The sequence below is a fragment of the Bacteroides sp. 90-K9/2 genome (assembly GCF_047310725.1).
Classification (GTDB): Bacteria; Bacteroidota; Bacteroidia; order Bacteroidales; family Bacteroidaceae; genus Bacteroides; species Bacteroides vicugnae.
Window position 1 is genome coordinate 32,088 of record NZ_JBCGVL010000009.1, and the last position, 15,310, is coordinate 47,397.

Sequence of the window (15,310 nt, forward strand, 5' to 3'; positions counted from 1 at the left end):
GATTTTGAAACGTTGATGAATAAGGAGATAACTTTTTCCTTTTAATGAATATCTCTAATAAGTCTTGAAGAATAAAATTTGCCTCTGCTATGGATTCCCATAATAGAGGCAAACTTATCAACATGAGACTTAATTAAACAGTCTCTTGTTTTTTATGAATTTAATGAATCTTTTTTAGGACTTTAGAGAAGGAGTAAGGAAAGCTTTCCTCTTCTGTTCCTCTGCTTAAATTGGGCTGGCTTCCCATTTGGAAGTTGATGTTTCCTCCTTTTAATAAGTCTTCATGGCGTAGATAGTTCTTTTTATATTCTGTGCCGTTCAGATTTATTGTTTGAATATACATATTCTTCTTGTTGTTATCGGTTGCATGTATGATGAGGCTGTTGCCGTTTTCAAGATGTAAGGTTGCTTTTTTTAAAAGAGGAGCTCCAACGACGTATTCGTCGGTTCCCGGACATACGGGGTAAAAACCTAATGCGGAGAAAACATACCATGCCGAAGTCTGCCCATTATCTTCATCTCCACAATATCCGTCAGGACCCGGTGTGTACATTTTATCCATGACCTGGCGTAGCCAATACTGCGCTTTCCAGGGTTGACCGGCATAGTTGTATAGGTAGATCATGTGTTGGATTGGTTGGTTGCCATGTGCGTAATTCCCCATATTCATGATTGTCATTTCACGAATCTCATGAATAACCTGCCCGTAATAACTTTCATCAAAGACAGGAGGTACGGAGAATACAGAATCCAGCATAGTGATAAACATATCTTTTCCTCCCATTAAGTCAATTAATCCTTGTGGATCGTGGAATACAGACCATGAGTAGTGCCAGCTGTTTCCTTCGGTAAATGCATCCCCCCATTTCAATGGTGAGAATGGAGATTGGAATGTTCCATCTTCATTTTTTCCTCGCATGAGCTTGGAGTCTTTATCGAATACATTCTTATAGTTCATCGCCCGTTTGGCAAAGAGCTGTATTTCTTTTTCCGGTCGCTTTAATTCTTTGGCTAATTGATAGATACACCAGTCGTTGTAGGCATACTCCAAAGTTCTGGCAGTGTTTTCATTGATTTTTACGTCATAAGGGACGTAGCCTAGCTTATTATAATATTCGTATCCGCGTCTTCCTGTGGAAGATACGGTGGGATGTACGCTTTTTGTTCCATGTATTAACCCTTCGTACAAGGTTTTCACATCTTCTACTTTAATACCTTTTAAATAAGCATCTGTCAGTATGGAAGCCGAATTATTTCCTATCATGCAGTCTCTGTGTCCGGGGCTGGCCCATTCGGGGAAGAATCCGCTTTCTTTGTAGGTATTGATGAGCCCTTCCTGCATTTCTTTATTCATCGACGGATACATCAGATTCAGTAATGGGAAAAGACACCGGAAGGTATCCCAAAAACCGGTGTCGGTAAACATATATCCCGGTAGAACTTGCCCGTTATAGGGGCTGTAATGAACAGGTTTTCCGGCTTCGTCCAGTTCGTAGAATTTTCGGGGGAAAAGTAACGAACGGTATAAGCAGGAGTAGAAAGTGCGGTATTGATCGAGATTTCCTCCTTCCACTTCGATTTTTCCCAGTACCTGGTTCCATGCTTTCTGTCCTTTTTGTTTTATCTGCTCCAGATTGTCATTTCCTAATTCTTTCATATTCCTTGCAGCCTGTTCGAAGCTGATAAAGGAAGAAGCGATGCGTGCATGTACTTGTTCTCCACGTTGAGTTTTAAAACCTATAATGGCTCCTGCATGGTCAGTAGTCTGTTCGGTTGCATTTTCTTGAATACTTCCATTATTCACAGTGGCTTTATAGGTGAAAGGCTTATCGAATTGAATAATGAAATAGTTCTTGAAGTTTTCGGGAACTCCTCCGCTATTGCGTGTACTATAACCGATAATTTTGTTTTCTTCTGGGATAATCTGAATAAAAGACCCTTTGTCAAATGCATCGACTGCAATATACGAATGTTCGTTTTCCGGGAAAGTGAACCGGAAGAGTACAGCACGTTCAGTAGGAGACATCTCTGTGACAATATCGTATTCGGCCAGATACACCTTGTAGTAATAAGGAGTTGCTTCTTCTCCTTTGTGTCCGAACCAGCTAGCCCGCTTTTCTTCGTCGAATTCAGGTTTACCTACCATCGGCATAATGGAGAACTGTCCGTAATCGTTTATCCATGGGCTGGGCTGATGGGTTTGTTTGAATCCACGGATTTTATTGGCTGTATAGACATATTGCCATCCGTCTCCCATTTTTCCGGTCTGTGGCGTCCAGAAATTCATTCCCCAAGGGCGGGCAATGGCAGGGTAGGTGTTACCTGTTGATAATTCAAAAGATGATTGTGTTCCCATTAACGGATTAACGTATTGTGTCCAGTCTTTGGACTGGGCAAGAAGCGTGCAGCTAAGCACTGAAAATAATAACCAACATTTCTTCATAATTTTCTTTTTGAGTTTATAGCTTGCGAAGTAATCACAGCGTTTTCATGTGTTGCCAACGTTGAATGTTCCAACGGGTTGAGACATGACAAAAGTATAGCTTCGTGGTTAAGGTCGTGGTTAAAATCGTGGTTAATGCGATGGCTAATAGGCGCTTTTTTTATTAACCCCGCTAAAGAAACTATCGCAAAATTCTTTTTTTATTATGTTATTCAACTATCTATGTGAAATAGACAAATATTACCTTACTGTTATTATTTGTATTAGTGTTCTTTTTTTGTCAAACCATTTATGTGCTCAAGGCTTTATATTAGCAAGCATTGTGAATGGTGCTGTACAGTTAGCCGTTTCCAATTAGAAACAGAAACAATCAACTGCTTGGTGATTGGTTACTAAATAGCCTTTTTGTGCGACTGCCTATTTATAGATTTGTATCGGCAATTCCCCCTTTAGTGCTCCTACGGCATTAAATGCTAACGACTCCATTTCATTTTCTCCGGGATAAACGTAGATGGGAGCCAGGAAAGAAATTCTTTTTTTCAGTCTTGAAATCACATAGTCCGAATAAGCGATGCCTCCTGTCAGAAGGATGGCATCTATTTTTCCACAAAGTACGGTGGCACTAGCTCCTATTGCTTTTGCAACATTGTAAATCATGGCATCCAGTATCAGTTCCGCTTTTTTATCTCCTTCTTCGATAGATTGTATAATGGCGGGAACATCGGTTGTACCTAGATGGGCGGTCAGTCCGGCGCGTCCGGAGATACGTTTTTTCAATTCGTCTTTGGTGAGTTGACCGCTAAAACATAGGTCGATCAGTTGACCGGCGGGAAGTGTACCGGCACGTTCCGGTGAGAAAGGACCTTCACCGTCCAATGCATTGTTGGCGTCAATGGCTCGTCCGTGGTGATGGACTGCGACAGAGATGCCACCTCCCAGATGGCAGATAATTAAATCCAGCTTTTCGTATTGGGTTCCCTGCTCTTTGGCAAAGCGGCGGGCGATTGCTTTCTGGTTTAATGCATGCCAGATAGTAATCTTCGGCATTAAAGGAGAACCTGTGATGCGTGCTATGTCTTCCAGTTCATCCACCACTCCCGGATCAGCAATGAAAGCCGGACAGCCGGGCAATGTAGCCGCCAGTTCGCTGGCAATCAATCCTCCTAAGTTACAGGCATGGGTACGCATGGCATGTACGGTATCACGTTTCATGGCTTCATTTACCTCATACACTCCGCCTGGTATCGGTTTTACTAAACCGCCGCGTCCGATGATGGCATCAAAAGAAAAAGGTATCTTATTGTTTTCCAATTCTTGTAACACCAGGTTTTTCCGGAATTTAAACTGGTCTATCACCTCGGGAAAAGCGGATAGTTCTTCTACTGAATGTTTTATATTGCTGACGAACAGAGGAGTGTCATTTTCGTAAACCGCTATTTTGGTAGAAGTAGAACCGGGGTTGATGACCAGAATTTTCATGAATAGTAGGCTTTTAGTGGTGAATTTAGAATGATGAGCCGGTGACTTGGCTGACTTGTTTTCTGCATTTGCAATCTCCTGACACTTGTAAGCATGCCATCGCAATGCTGTAATATTTGGACAAGCCGGAATCACTACGCGATGGAAGCACTACAGGGCAAATGGGGCCTTGCAGCAATCCTGCCATTTCTGCCTGTGCAAACAGGGAAACGGATTTGTAGAATGCGTTACCCGATTCAATGTTCGGGAATATCAACACATCCGCTTGTCCGTTGATAGGAGATACAATCCCTTTAATATCACCACTTGCTTGTTCGCAGGCAGTACGTACATCCAGCGGACCGTCAATAATCACATTTCCGAATTCTCCCGCTTCGGCAAGTTCTACGATATTCACATAGTCTAGTGAATGAGGGAACTTGGCACTCACTTTTTCTGTGCAGTGAATCAGTGCGACACGCGGTTGTTCGATACCAAAGTGACGGCAGGTACAGATAGCATACCAGACCATTTCTATACGTTGCTGTAGCGTGGGACGCGGAATGACAGCAGCATCCGAGAAGAAAAGCAGTTTATGGTAAGTAGGAATTTCCATCACTGCCAGATGCGTGAGAATTTTCCCTTTCGGTAACAAACCTTTTTCTTTGTCGAGTATGGCACGCAGTAAGTTGTCCGTATTGATAATCCCTTTCATCAAAATATCCGCTCCTCCTTCACGGACAATGCGGACAGCTTCGCGCGCCGCTTCATCCGGATTTTCTATGTGGATGGTTTTTACGTATTCGGGATATTGCTTGAGCGTGGGATATTTCTTCAGAATGGTAGAATCTCCAATCATCAGAAATTCTGCAATCCCTTCTTCCAAAGCACGGGAGATGGCATATTCAGTATTAGGATCGTTCGCACAGACCACGGCAATTCGTTTTCTATGGTTTAGTTTTTTAAGATGAGCCGTTAACTGGGCAAAATTTAGAATAGGTTCCATAACGTTAGATTTTTAGCAAATATCAGAAAAATGATTGAAAAAATAACGATTATAACCCGAAAAATTACATCCATTATGTAACATTTTGCTATATTTTATTTGTTTTGGCCGTTGGATGTGCATGGAACCGTTTTTTCCTGTATTTTTGCAAATAAATCCCCCAATAAAATAAAAGTACCATGAAACAGTTTAAAAATCTATTATTTCTTAGCTTAATTTTCCTTTGTTGGACGCTTGTTTCCTGTAAAAGCAGCAAGATATCTTCCGGTTGGTCTTTGATCTGGGAAGAGAACTTTAATCAGAAAAAGAACTTTGATTCACAGGTCTGGAGCAAGATTCCACGAGGAAAGTCAGACTGGAATAACTATATGACGGACTTTGATTCCTGTTATGCCATGCGTAAAGGCAAACTGGTGTTGAGAGGTATTGTCAATCATACCCAACCCAATGACACTGCCCCTTATTTGACAGGTGGTGTTTATACGAAAGGTAAAAAGGCTTTTGCGAACGGGCGTATTGAGATTTGTGCCAAGCTGAATGCGGCGGGAGGAGCATGGCCTGCCATCTGGATGCTGCCTGAAGGAGCGGCATGGCCATCCGGTGGTGAGATTGATATCATGGAACGTTTGAATAATGATTCTATTGCTTATCAGACCGTTCATTCCCATTACACTTATACGCTGGGAATCAAGGATCACCCGGTATCACATTCTACGGGAGTGATTCACCCCGACCGCTACAATATTTTTGCAGTCGAAATGTATCCTGACAGTCTTTCATTTTATGTCAATGATGTGCATACGTTTACTTACCCCCGCATACAAACGCAAGAAGAGGGACAATTCCCTTTTAATCAGCCATTTTATCTGCTGATTGATATGCAGTTGGGAGGCTCGTGGGTGGGAGCAGTCTCTCCCAAGGATCTTCCGGTAGAAATGGAAGTGGACTGGGTACGTTTTTATCAACGAAAGTCAATAAAATAAGAACATATATGGATATTCAATTTCCTCCCTTTTTGCAGAATGGTGATAAAGTGGTTATTGTATCACCTTCGAGTAAGATAGACCAACAATTCCTGAAAGGAGCCAAGAAACGGATGGAATCATGGGGCTTGAAAGTGGCTATAGGAAAACATGCCGGAGGTTCATCCGGAAGATATGCCGGGACAATCAAGCAGCGGCTGAAAGATTTGCAGGATGCGATGGACGACCCTAAAGTGAAAGCTATTCTTTGTAGCCGTGGAGGGTATGGGGCGGTACATTTGATCGATAAAATTGATTTTACGGCCTTTCGTGAGCATCCGAAATGGTTACTGGGGTTTAGCGATATAACCGCCTTGCACAATCTGTTTCAGAAAAATGGATATGCGTCCCTTCATTCATTGATGGCCCGTCATCTTACGGTGGAACCCGAAGATGATCTTTGTGCAAACTATCTGAAGGATATTTTATTGGGAAATATTCCTTCTTACACGTGCGAGAAGCATAAATTGAACAAGCAGGGAACTGCACAAGGTGTTTTGCATGGCGGTAATATGGCGGTAGCCTACGGTTTGCGTGGGACTCCTTATGATATTCCGGCGGAAGGGACTATACTGTTTATTGAAGATGTTAGCGAACGTCCGCATGCTATCGAGCGTATGATGTATAATTTGAAACTAGGAGGCGTACTTGAAAAACTGTCCGGATTGATTATCGGTCAATTTACGGAATATGAAGAAGACTGTTCACTGGGTAAGGAATTGTATGCCGCTTTGGCAGATTTAGTAAAAGAGTATGATTATCCCGTCTGTTTCAATTTCCCGGTGGGGCATGTGACTCATAATCTCCCGCTTATCAACGGTGCAAAAGTAGAGCTTGTGGTGGGAAAGAAAAATGTGGAACTGAAGTTTATATGTTAATAATCCATTCCATCTGAACGATGCTGTGGTGAAAATGACTAATTTTGAGGCTTTAATAGATAAAAGGACGATGAAAAAGAAAACTATGATAGTATTAATGAGTGCCTTTTTGTTATTGTCAGCATTCTCTTGCGGTGGAGGTAACAAGGCAAATAGTACGAGTGAACAAAATGAAGAAACTGTCGTGAATGTACCTCAATTTGATGCGGATAGTGCTTATTTGTATGTAAAGAATCAGGTAGATTTCGGACCTCGTGTTCCTAATACAAAAGAACATGTTGCCTGTGGCAATTACCTTGCCGGTCAGTTGGAGGCTTTCGGTGCTCAAGTGACTAACCAATATGCCGATTTGATTGCTTATGACGGGACGTTGTTGAAAGCGAGAAACATTATCGGTTCTTATAAGCCGGAAAGTAAAAAGAGAATCGCTTTGTTTGCACATTGGGATACACGTCCATGGGCGGATAACGATTCTGACGAGAAGAACCATAAAACTCCGATTCTGGGTGCAAATGATGGTGCCAGTGGGGTAGGAGCTTTGCTCGAAATAGCCCGTCTGGTCAATCAGCAACAACCGGAATTGGGAATTGACATCATTCTATTGGATGCAGAAGACTATGGTGCGCCACAGTTTTACACGGGGCAGCACAAGGAGGAGTTCTGGTGTCTGGGATCGCAGTATTGGGCACGTAATCCTCATGTACAAGGATATAATGCACGTTTTGGTATCCTGCTTGATATGGTAGGAGGTGAAGGCAGTGTGTTTATGAAAGAAGGATATTCGGAGGAATTTGCTCCGGACATAAATAAGAAGGTTTGGAAAGCGGCAAAAAAAGCGGGTTACGGAAAGACTTTCATGGATGGAAACGGAGGATTTGTAACAGACGACCATCTGTTCATTAATCGTCTGGCACGTATTAAAACGATTGATATTATTCCATATAATCAGGAGGGTGACTTTACCCCGACATGGCATACTGTCAATGACAATATGGAACATATTGATAAGAATACGTTGAAAGCAGTCGGTCAGACCGTATTGGAAGTGATTTACAATGAGAAATAATAGAATCGAGAAATAATATAATAAGGTGTCGATATACTGGTGTGCCGTTTTTAAATACGGCATCTGTTATTCGCACATTGGTATATTGTCTAATTAAATAATTACTATAATGTCAATTAATGAACTACAAGATGAAGTGATTGCGGAATTCAGTGACTTCGACGATTGGATGGACCGTTATCAATTACTTATTGATCTGGGGAATGAGCAGGAACCACTTGAAGAAAAATATAAGACGGAACAAAATCTGATTGAAGGATGCCAGAGCAGGGTATGGCTTCAAGCGGATGATGTGGATGGTAAAATCGTTTTTAAAGCAGAAAGCGATGCTTTGATTGTAAAGGGAATTATTGCCTTGTTGATTAAAGTCCTTTCCGGACATACTCCTGATGAAATCTTGAATGCAGATCTTTATTTTATAGACAAGATCGGACTGAAAGAGCATCTATCGCCAACGCGTAGCAATGGTTTGCTGTCGATGGTAAAACAAATACGAATGTATGCATTAGCATTCAAAGCGAAAGAGAAATAAAATTCACCACAGAGGACGCTGAGTACACAGAGTCTTTTTTGAATTACACATTTTGCGATTACTACATATCCCTTGTCAGTATAAACCTTTGTGTCCTCTGAGTCCTCTGTGGTGAAAATTCATGGTCAGTATGATACCGATAAACAGGAGGATTGACCCGAATAGGACGATGAGATACGGGGTACCGTTAATCAGGTCGTCCATATTTTCTGCTTCGGGATATTTGATACTAAGATAGACTGACAATGAGTTGTTTAGTACATGCATGAGTATACAAGGTATCAGACTGCCTGTTTTGTAATAAGTCCATGCCAACAGGATACCGATCAGAAATGCCGGAAGGATCTGGGCGGGATTTATATGAAAGACACCGAACAGAAGTGCGGAAATCAGAATTGCTTTAGTCGGATTGTATTGCTGAAGTAAAGCGTGGGTGATGGCTCCGCGAAACAATAACTCTTCAAGTACGGGGCCTACGATAGCTATTGCAAGAATACCGCCCCAGCCGGATTGGAGAATGTTGAAAGATTGTTCCATGATATTAGGAATCCAATCCAGCAGGCTCATTAATGAGGAGACTGCAAACCCGCAAGTGAGGATTGCGATGGCACTGCAAACCAGATAAGAGGCCGATACTGGTAACCATGTTGCCCTCTTTTTACTGATATAACCGGCTTTCCATAGATAAATACCCATCATAATCTGACCGGCTAGCTGTGCCGGAATCATAATCATTTGCGTCAGAGTGACTTTATCCAGATTTCCCGTGGTGACGAACAAATAGATCGTACAAGGAATCATAATCAGGATTGGAGCAACAATCTGCGCAATGAGAAGGTCTATTAATACTAATTTGATAGCCGTTTTCATGGTTTTTTATTTAGTGGTAAAGAAACTATAGATAAACATAGCTAACATGGATATAGCTATTACCACCAAAGAGATACTCATAAATGACTTTTGCATAAGAATCTATTTTTTAAGAATTGTTTCTGTCTCTTCAGCATCCTTATGGAGCTGTGTTATTAACTCGTCGATACTGGAGAATTTCAGTTCGGGACGTGTCCGTTTTACAAAAGTAAGCCGGATGAATTTATCATATATGTCGGAATGGAAGTGGAGGATATTCACCTCAATCGTCCGGTTCGGACCATTGTCAATCGTCGGGCGGACGCCTATATTCAGCATTCCCATATACGTTTTCCCGTCAAATGTCACCCATACGGCATATACGCCATCGGCAGGAATCAGTTTATCGGGATCATCCACTCGTAAATTGGCTGTTGGGAAACCTATTTTTCTGCCTACCTGATAGCCGCCTACTACTATCCCGTCGAGGAAATATTCATATTTCAGACAATGGGCGGCCAGGCTAACTTCTCCTTCATGAAGAAGTTTGCGGATCAGGGAAGAACTCACCGGAATGTTGGGTTCATTCCCTATTTCTATATTGCTGGTATACGCTTTGGCGCGAATCACTTCTATGCCAATTTCTTTTCCATAACGTACATAATCCTCGAAACCTTCGCTGCGGTTATGCCCGAAACGATGGTCATAGCCGATTACCAGATATTTTACCAGATAACGCTCTTTTAGCAACTGTGTCATAAACTCCCGGGCAGTGAGCCGGGAAATTTCAGGAGTGAAGTCAAGCATCAGGCAGTAATCTACCCCGATGTCTGCAAGCAGGCTTATTTTTTCTTCGGGAGTAGTCAGCAGTTCCGGACGATACTTCGCATTCATCACTTTTCGGGGATGAACGGGAAAAGTAACCAATGCAGAGCGTAGACCTTTCGCGGCGGCTATCTCCTTCACTTGCTGAATCAGATAGCGATGTCCTGCATGCACCCCATCAAAGAAACCGATAGTAGCTACGCAGGGTTCCGGGGTAATTGCCGATGTGTCACGTATAATCTGCATATCTCTAAATTTATTTAAGGTTGAAAAGATGGCTCCAGTCTTCGCCTGCTTTCGCTGTATAGGTGGAAATTCCTAAATTTTGGGCTGTCTTACAGTTCATTTCAGAGTCATCAATAAAGAGCGTCTCTTGCGGTTCGATTCCGGCATCCTCTATGATTGCCTTGAAGATCTCCGGTTCGGGCTTGGCCATTTTCATTTCAAAAGAGAGGTATGTTTTTTCAAAATAATCTTCCACCTTAAAGGTGCGGTAAGGAAACAAATGAGCGCATGTCCATTCCCAATGAATTTGGTTAGTATTGCTCAATAAGTAGACGACATATTTCTCACGTAATTTTAATAATAAATCAAGTTTTTGTGTGGGTATATCTACTAGAAAACTATTCCAGGCTGCATCTATTTGTTTGTCGCTAACTGCTTTGCCTATCATTTTACGAACTCCGTCACGGAATTCGGCAGGTGTAATCAATCCTTTTTCTTGTTGCATCAGGATTCCGTCCTGATTCTGGATATCCAGCAAGTCATCCACGTTTTGGAGCCCTAACTTCTGAAAGTGCTCAATGCAACGTTGGCGGTCGAGATTGATAAGTACACCACCCAAATCAATAAGAAGGTTTTTTATTCCTTTACTTTTCATTTCTGTTTTTTTTGTGAATAATACGTTGAACAAGGCGAATAAGTTCTCCAACCCATAACACCGTGGACGAAACGCCTATAATAAGAAGCCAGGTTTGCCAGTCAAGCGGTTCCGTACGGAATACAGCTCCACCGAACTGTACGATGAGGAATTGTCCGCCAAGAATAGCCAATACAATAAGTTCCATTCCATACGATTTGGAAAGTCCCTTGAATGCCGAATCGGTAGTGCCGAATACACGGGCATTGAACAGATTCCAGAATTGCAGCATGACAAAGAAGGTGAAGAAAATGGTCAGGTTGTGCACATTCATTCCTTGTGTACTGTGGTCGAAATAATAAATCATTCCGAGCAATACGATGAGGAAGATAGAGCCCACACCTATTATATTAGATCTCATTGCCTTACTGATAATAAAATCGGTACTGCGACGGGGTTTCTCAAGCATGACAGTTTCGCTGGGTGGAATGGAGGCAAGAGCCAAAGCGGCAAAAGTATCCATAATCAGGTTCACCCATAACATCTGTGTTACAGTCAGCGGAAGTTCCGTACCGATTACGGAGCCTAGCAGAACGATAAGCAATGCCACAAAGTTGATCGTCAGCTGGAAAACTATGAAACGCTGGATATTCTTATACAATGAACGTCCCCACATAACAGCGGTTCCGATACTGTTGAAGGAGTCATCGAGCAATGTGATATCACTGGCCTCTTTGGCTACAGAAGTACCTGTACCCATTGACAAGCCTACTTGGGCATGATTTAAAGCCGGGGCATCATTCGTTCCGTCTCCGGTCACAGCTACGACAGCTCCTTTTTGTTGAAGCAGTTGTACCAGACGCTGTTTGTCTGTCGGGCGGGCGCGGGACATGATTTTTAAGTCCATCACTCTGTCCAGTGCTTCTTCGTCGCTCAATTCGGCAAATGCAACACCGGTGATTCGATTTCGTTCCGTATCAGTTTCGGGGTTCCAGAGACCGATCTGGCGTGCGATTTCCGTGGCAGTTCCCGGAGTGTCACCGGTCACGATCTTGATGCCGATACCTGCAGACTGGCATTTCGCAACCGCAGCAGGCACATCCGGACGAATCGGGTCGGAGATGGCAACCACTCCCAAGAAATTGAGGTCGTTGGCTGAAACTAGTTCCGTGCAATCGTTCGGCTCATTTTCTCCGACAATCTTGAATGCAAATCCAAGTGTACGCATAGCCATATTTTGATAGCTCAACAGTTGTGCTTCCACTGTAGAACGATACTCTACCGCATCCACTCGCCGTCCATCCAGAACAACTTCTTTACACTTGCCCAGAACAATTTCAGGAGCTCCTTTTATATAAAGTATTTTTTTGCCGTTCAGGGGAGATTCAACAAGAGTTGCCATGAATTTCCGTTCGGTAGAGAAGGTGAGTTGATCGAGGACATGTGCTTGCTCGCGGAGTTGCAGGTAATCTCTTCCCTGTTTGTTAAGCCAGAGCAATAAAGCCACTTCGGTTGGATTTCCTACACCTTTCGGTTTCTCTCCATGGGTTGATTCTTCAAGGAAAGCTGTTGAATTAGCACTGATTCCCTCTGCGATAAGTGCGCTGATATCATCATCAGACAAGTCGCTGCCATTTTTGATACCATAGAAATTGGGTTCGTGCACTTGCATCAGATTTTGCGTCAGTGTGCCGGTTTTATCCGTACAAATCACGGTGATGGCTCCCATTGTTTCGCAAGCGTGCATTTTCCGCACCAAGTTGTTGGTGGAAAGCATACGGCGCATATTCAATGCCAGACTAAGCGTGACACTCATTGGCAATCCTTCAGGCACAGCTACTACAATCAGTGTAACTGCCATCATAAAATATTTCAGTGTCCGTTCGAAAACCGGAAGCCACTCATGCCACCCGTTCAGCGAACCGAAATCAAAAAATAACAATACATCCTTGACAAAGAATATGAGAAAAGCAAGACCGGCAACGGTAAAGCCGATCTTTCCGATCAGATTTGCAAGTTTGGTCAACTGTATGTTCAGCGGGGTGGGCTCGAGGTTGTCCTCTGTGCTCTGCCGGGCTACTTTCCCGATTTCAGTAGCATCACCCACATGCAGCACACGCATGGTTCCATGACCATCCACTACTGTAGTACCACGCATCACCAGATTAGAAGCATAAGTCGCTTCTTCATCAAAATCCGTTTCTACAGTGGTTTTATTGATAACAGGTTCTCCGGTCAGATTGGATTCATTCACTTGCAGAGAGATAGCTTCCAGTAACTCTCCATCAGCGGGAATTTCTTCACCTGTTTCCAGAATCACAATATCACCTACCACTATGTCTTTACGAGGGATTTCCTGTACACGTCCGTTCCGGATCACTTTTACCAATGTTTCTTCATTGACTGCATTCAGCAAGTCAAATTTCTTGCTGGCATCATATTCGAAAAAGAAACCGATTCCGGTAGCCAGTAAGATAGCGGCTATGATTCCGATCGTTTCAGCATATTCGTTTTCGATGATGGAGATGATTAACGAGAAAGCGGCTGCCACTAATAACACACGCACAACCGGGTCTTCAAATTTTTCCAGATAGAGCTTCCAGAGAGAAGGACGCTTGGGGGGCGTTAACAGGTTAATACCATTTTTCTCCCTGCTTTGTAGGACTTCGTTATCCGTAAGTCCTAAATGATAATAGTCATTTTTATTTGTACTCATGCAGATACATGCGTTTAATTTGAACTGCAAAAATACAACATATAATTGTGATAGAATGTTTAATTAAAACTTTTTATGAAGTCGAATATGTTAGCGTGGTTTACCGCATGACCGATAAGGGATTGTAAACCAGAATGTGGAGCCTTTGCCCTCTACGGAATCCGCCCCGATTTGCCCGCCAAGTTTGGCGACAATGGTTTGAGAAATGGAAAGTCCCAGTCCCGCTCCCTTCTTATCTTTGTTCAGTTTCACGAAGCGCTCGAATACATCCGGTAATTTCTCTGCCGGAATTCCGGCTCCGGTATCCTTGACATAAAAGTAAAGTTCGGTGTCTCTGGCTTCATAGCCGAGGCGGATACTACCTTCATGGGTGAACTTAATGGCGTTGCCGGCAAAGTTGGAAAGCACTTGTGCCACCCGGTTCCGGTCTGTTTGAATCATGCAGGAAGAGCGAGACGGCTCTGCTATAATTTGTATCTTTCCTCCGACGTCATCAACTCTCATTTGAAAAAGTTGTTGTAAATCTGAGAGTAACAGATTGACGTCGACTGTTGCCTGCACAAATTCCAATGTTCCGGCTTCGATTTTTGACATATCGAGTATGTCGTTGACCAGTTGCATCAGGAGGTCGGCATTCATTTTTATGATTTCCTGATATTGAGCTTTCTCCTCTTCTGTAGTTGCACTGCCTAATACCTCTGCAAATCCGGTAATAGCATTGAGAGGGGTACGGATTTCATGGCTCATGTTGGCTAAGAAGGCAGATTTTGAAATATCAGCTTTTTCTGCTTTTTCCTTGGCTAGTAGCAGTTCCTTTTCAGCTTGTTTCCGCCGGGTAACATCGTGTACGGTGATTACCATATTCTCTTCTTCGTTAAGGAGGAAGTAAGAACCGGATATGACAGCATCACATTCTACGGTAGTATTATCAGACGTAACTACGGATAAAGTGGCTTCCAGATCCGTGAAGTTTCGTCTCTGTTCGAAAGCTTGGCGTATGGCGGTACGTATCGGACAAGAACCGCAGAAGCTATGTGTGCCGCAACCTCCCTCGGCTGCTAATGCATTGCGACATTGCAACAGGTCGCCCACTCTTTTTTCTTCTGTTCCTTTTTTGGTTCCGGTTTTTTGGTAATAGTTGGTTTTCAAAACTTTAAAGTCATTATCTATTAATAGGATAAAGGCGTGTACATTCTTTAAGATGGCACCGGCGATATGGCTGGTGCGTTCCAACTTTCTGGATTCACGGAACAATCGTTGTTGCATCCGCAGGCATTTTCTACGCTCCCATAAAAAACTGATTAGTAGGACTGCGCATAAAACTATTAAGGTAGACAATAGTGCTATAAGCATAGTATGATATTGTTGTTTTAGCTTGATAATATGGATACAAAGATAGTTTTTTTCTTTAGTTTGGAAATAGTGTTGAACAAATATCTTGCTGTTTGTGTTATATTATTTAGAAAACCAATTAAAAATACGAACGTTATGAAAAAGTACATTTGCACGGTCTGTGAATATATTTACGACCCCGAACAAGGAGATCCGGAAAGCGGAATTGAGCCAGGAACAGCATTTGAAGATATTCCTGATGATTGGACTTGTCCATTATGTGGAGTCGGAAAAGAAGACTTTGAACCGTACGAAGGATAAAAC

General features: G+C 42.7%; 13 protein-coding genes. 5 read left to right on the top strand and 8 right to left on the bottom strand.

The window, feature by feature from the left end:
• Window positions 1-160: 160 nt before the first annotated feature.
• The 3 genes from AAHJ11_RS17990 to AAHJ11_RS18000 form a co-directional block, all read right to left on the bottom strand.
• Complete coding sequence (locus AAHJ11_RS17990; protein ID WP_148367057.1) at window positions 161-2,443, bottom strand: GH92 family glycosyl hydrolase; 2,283 nt, start codon at window positions 2,441-2,443, stop codon at window positions 161-163.
• Between the two features lie 417 nt (window positions 2,444-2,860).
• Window positions 2,861-3,922, bottom strand: a complete 1,062-nt coding sequence (gene buk / locus AAHJ11_RS17995; RefSeq protein ID WP_074560082.1) for a butyrate kinase — start codon at window positions 3,920-3,922, stop codon at window positions 2,861-2,863.
• A 25-nt stretch (window positions 3,923-3,947) separates the two neighbouring features.
• On the bottom strand, window positions 3,948-4,907 hold the full coding sequence (locus tag AAHJ11_RS18000) for a phosphate acyltransferase (RefSeq protein WP_148367058.1): 960 nt from the start codon (window positions 4,905-4,907) through the stop codon (window positions 3,948-3,950).
• A 179-nt stretch (window positions 4,908-5,086) separates the two neighbouring features.
• On the opposite strand from AAHJ11_RS18000, the gene AAHJ11_RS18005 reads away from it, so the two are divergent.
• From AAHJ11_RS18005 to AAHJ11_RS18020, 4 genes are all read left to right on the top strand, one after another.
• Window positions 5,087-5,890 carry a glycoside hydrolase family 16 protein gene (locus AAHJ11_RS18005; protein WP_148367059.1) on the top strand — a complete coding sequence of 268 codons (804 nt, stop codon included), beginning with the start codon at window positions 5,087-5,089 and terminating at the stop codon, window positions 5,888-5,890.
• A gap of 8 nt (window positions 5,891-5,898) precedes the next feature.
• A complete protein-coding gene (locus AAHJ11_RS18010) occupies window positions 5,899-6,807 on the top strand; it encodes a S66 peptidase family protein (RefSeq protein WP_148367060.1) in 909 nt (302 codons plus the stop codon).
• Between the two features lie 70 nt (window positions 6,808-6,877).
• Window positions 6,878-7,873: a M20 family metallopeptidase gene (locus AAHJ11_RS18015; RefSeq protein ID WP_074636473.1), complete on the top strand. Its 996-nt coding sequence runs from the start codon at window positions 6,878-6,880 to the stop codon at window positions 7,871-7,873.
• A gap of 109 nt (window positions 7,874-7,982) precedes the next feature.
• Complete coding sequence (locus AAHJ11_RS18020) at window positions 7,983-8,405, top strand: SufE family protein (RefSeq protein ID WP_074636471.1); 423 nt, start codon at window positions 7,983-7,985, stop codon at window positions 8,403-8,405.
• A 75-nt stretch (window positions 8,406-8,480) separates the two neighbouring features.
• Here AAHJ11_RS18020 and AAHJ11_RS18025 read toward each other — a convergent pair whose 3' ends face one another.
• The 5 genes from AAHJ11_RS18025 to AAHJ11_RS18045 all read right to left on the bottom strand — a co-directional run bounded on the left by AAHJ11_RS18025 (window position 8,481) and on the right by AAHJ11_RS18045 (window position 14,920).
• A complete protein-coding gene (locus AAHJ11_RS18025; protein WP_074636469.1) occupies window positions 8,481-9,275 on the bottom strand; it encodes a CPBP family intramembrane glutamic endopeptidase in 795 nt (264 codons plus the stop codon).
• A gap of 102 nt (window positions 9,276-9,377) precedes the next feature.
• Complete coding sequence (locus AAHJ11_RS18030; protein ID WP_148367061.1) at window positions 9,378-10,325, bottom strand: bifunctional riboflavin kinase/FAD synthetase; 948 nt, start codon at window positions 10,323-10,325, stop codon at window positions 9,378-9,380.
• Window positions 10,326-10,335: 10 nt separating this feature from the next.
• On the bottom strand, window positions 10,336-10,959 hold the full coding sequence (locus AAHJ11_RS18035; protein ID WP_074636464.1) for an HAD family hydrolase: 624 nt from the start codon (window positions 10,957-10,959) through the stop codon (window positions 10,336-10,338).
• Entirely contained in the window at window positions 10,949-13,654 is a 2,706-nt protein-coding gene (locus AAHJ11_RS18040) for a calcium-translocating P-type ATPase, PMCA-type (protein WP_148367062.1), read from the bottom strand. The genes AAHJ11_RS18035 and AAHJ11_RS18040 overlap by 11 nt, the downstream gene beginning before the upstream one ends.
• Before the next feature lie 90 nt (window positions 13,655-13,744).
• Complete coding sequence (locus tag AAHJ11_RS18045) at window positions 13,745-14,920, bottom strand: sensor histidine kinase (protein WP_099146908.1); 1,176 nt, start codon at window positions 14,918-14,920, stop codon at window positions 13,745-13,747.
• Between the two features lie 222 nt (window positions 14,921-15,142).
• Here AAHJ11_RS18045 and rd point away from each other — a divergent pair, with 222 nt between their 5' ends.
• Window positions 15,143-15,307 (top strand): rubredoxin, encoded by a 165-nt coding sequence (rd, locus tag AAHJ11_RS18050; RefSeq protein WP_004306971.1) that lies wholly within the window; start codon window positions 15,143-15,145, stop codon window positions 15,305-15,307.
• The last annotated feature ends 3 nt before the right edge of the window (window positions 15,308-15,310 follow it).

What these genes read in the sequence shown, in the direction of transcription:
- AAHJ11_RS18030 (WP_148367061.1), bottom strand. Translation starts at nt 10,325, where the DNA reads ATGCAGATTATACGTGACACATCGGCAATTACCCCGGAACCCTGCGTA.
- AAHJ11_RS18035 (WP_074636464.1), bottom strand. Translation starts at nt 10,959, where the DNA reads ATGAAAAGTAAAGGAATAAAAAACCTTCTTATTGATTTGGGTGGTGTA.
- AAHJ11_RS18005 (WP_148367059.1), top strand. Translation starts at nt 5,087, where the DNA reads ATGAAACAGTTTAAAAATCTATTATTTCTTAGCTTAATTTTCCTTTGT.
- AAHJ11_RS18015 (WP_074636473.1), top strand. Translation starts at nt 6,878, where the DNA reads ATGAAAAAGAAAACTATGATAGTATTAATGAGTGCCTTTTTGTTATTG.
- AAHJ11_RS18025 (WP_074636469.1), bottom strand. Translation starts at nt 9,275, where the DNA reads ATGAAAACGGCTATCAAATTAGTATTAATAGACCTTCTCATTGCGCAG.
- AAHJ11_RS18000 (WP_148367058.1), bottom strand. Translation starts at nt 4,907, where the DNA reads ATGGAACCTATTCTAAATTTTGCCCAGTTAACGGCTCATCTTAAAAAA.
- AAHJ11_RS18040 (WP_148367062.1), bottom strand. Translation starts at nt 13,654, where the DNA reads ATGAGTACAAATAAAAATGACTATTATCATTTAGGACTTACGGATAAC.
- buk (WP_074560082.1), bottom strand. Translation starts at nt 3,922, where the DNA reads ATGAAAATTCTGGTCATCAACCCCGGTTCTACTTCTACCAAAATAGCG.
- rd (WP_004306971.1), top strand. Translation starts at nt 15,143, where the DNA reads ATGAAAAAGTACATTTGCACGGTCTGTGAATATATTTACGACCCCGAA.
- AAHJ11_RS18020 (WP_074636471.1), top strand. Translation starts at nt 7,983, where the DNA reads ATGTCAATTAATGAACTACAAGATGAAGTGATTGCGGAATTCAGTGAC.
- AAHJ11_RS18010 (WP_148367060.1), top strand. Translation starts at nt 5,899, where the DNA reads ATGGATATTCAATTTCCTCCCTTTTTGCAGAATGGTGATAAAGTGGTT.
- AAHJ11_RS18045 (WP_099146908.1), bottom strand. Translation starts at nt 14,920, where the DNA reads ATGCAACAACGATTGTTCCGTGAATCCAGAAAGTTGGAACGCACCAGC.
- AAHJ11_RS17990 (WP_148367057.1), bottom strand. Translation starts at nt 2,443, where the DNA reads ATGAAGAAATGTTGGTTATTATTTTCAGTGCTTAGCTGCACGCTTCTT.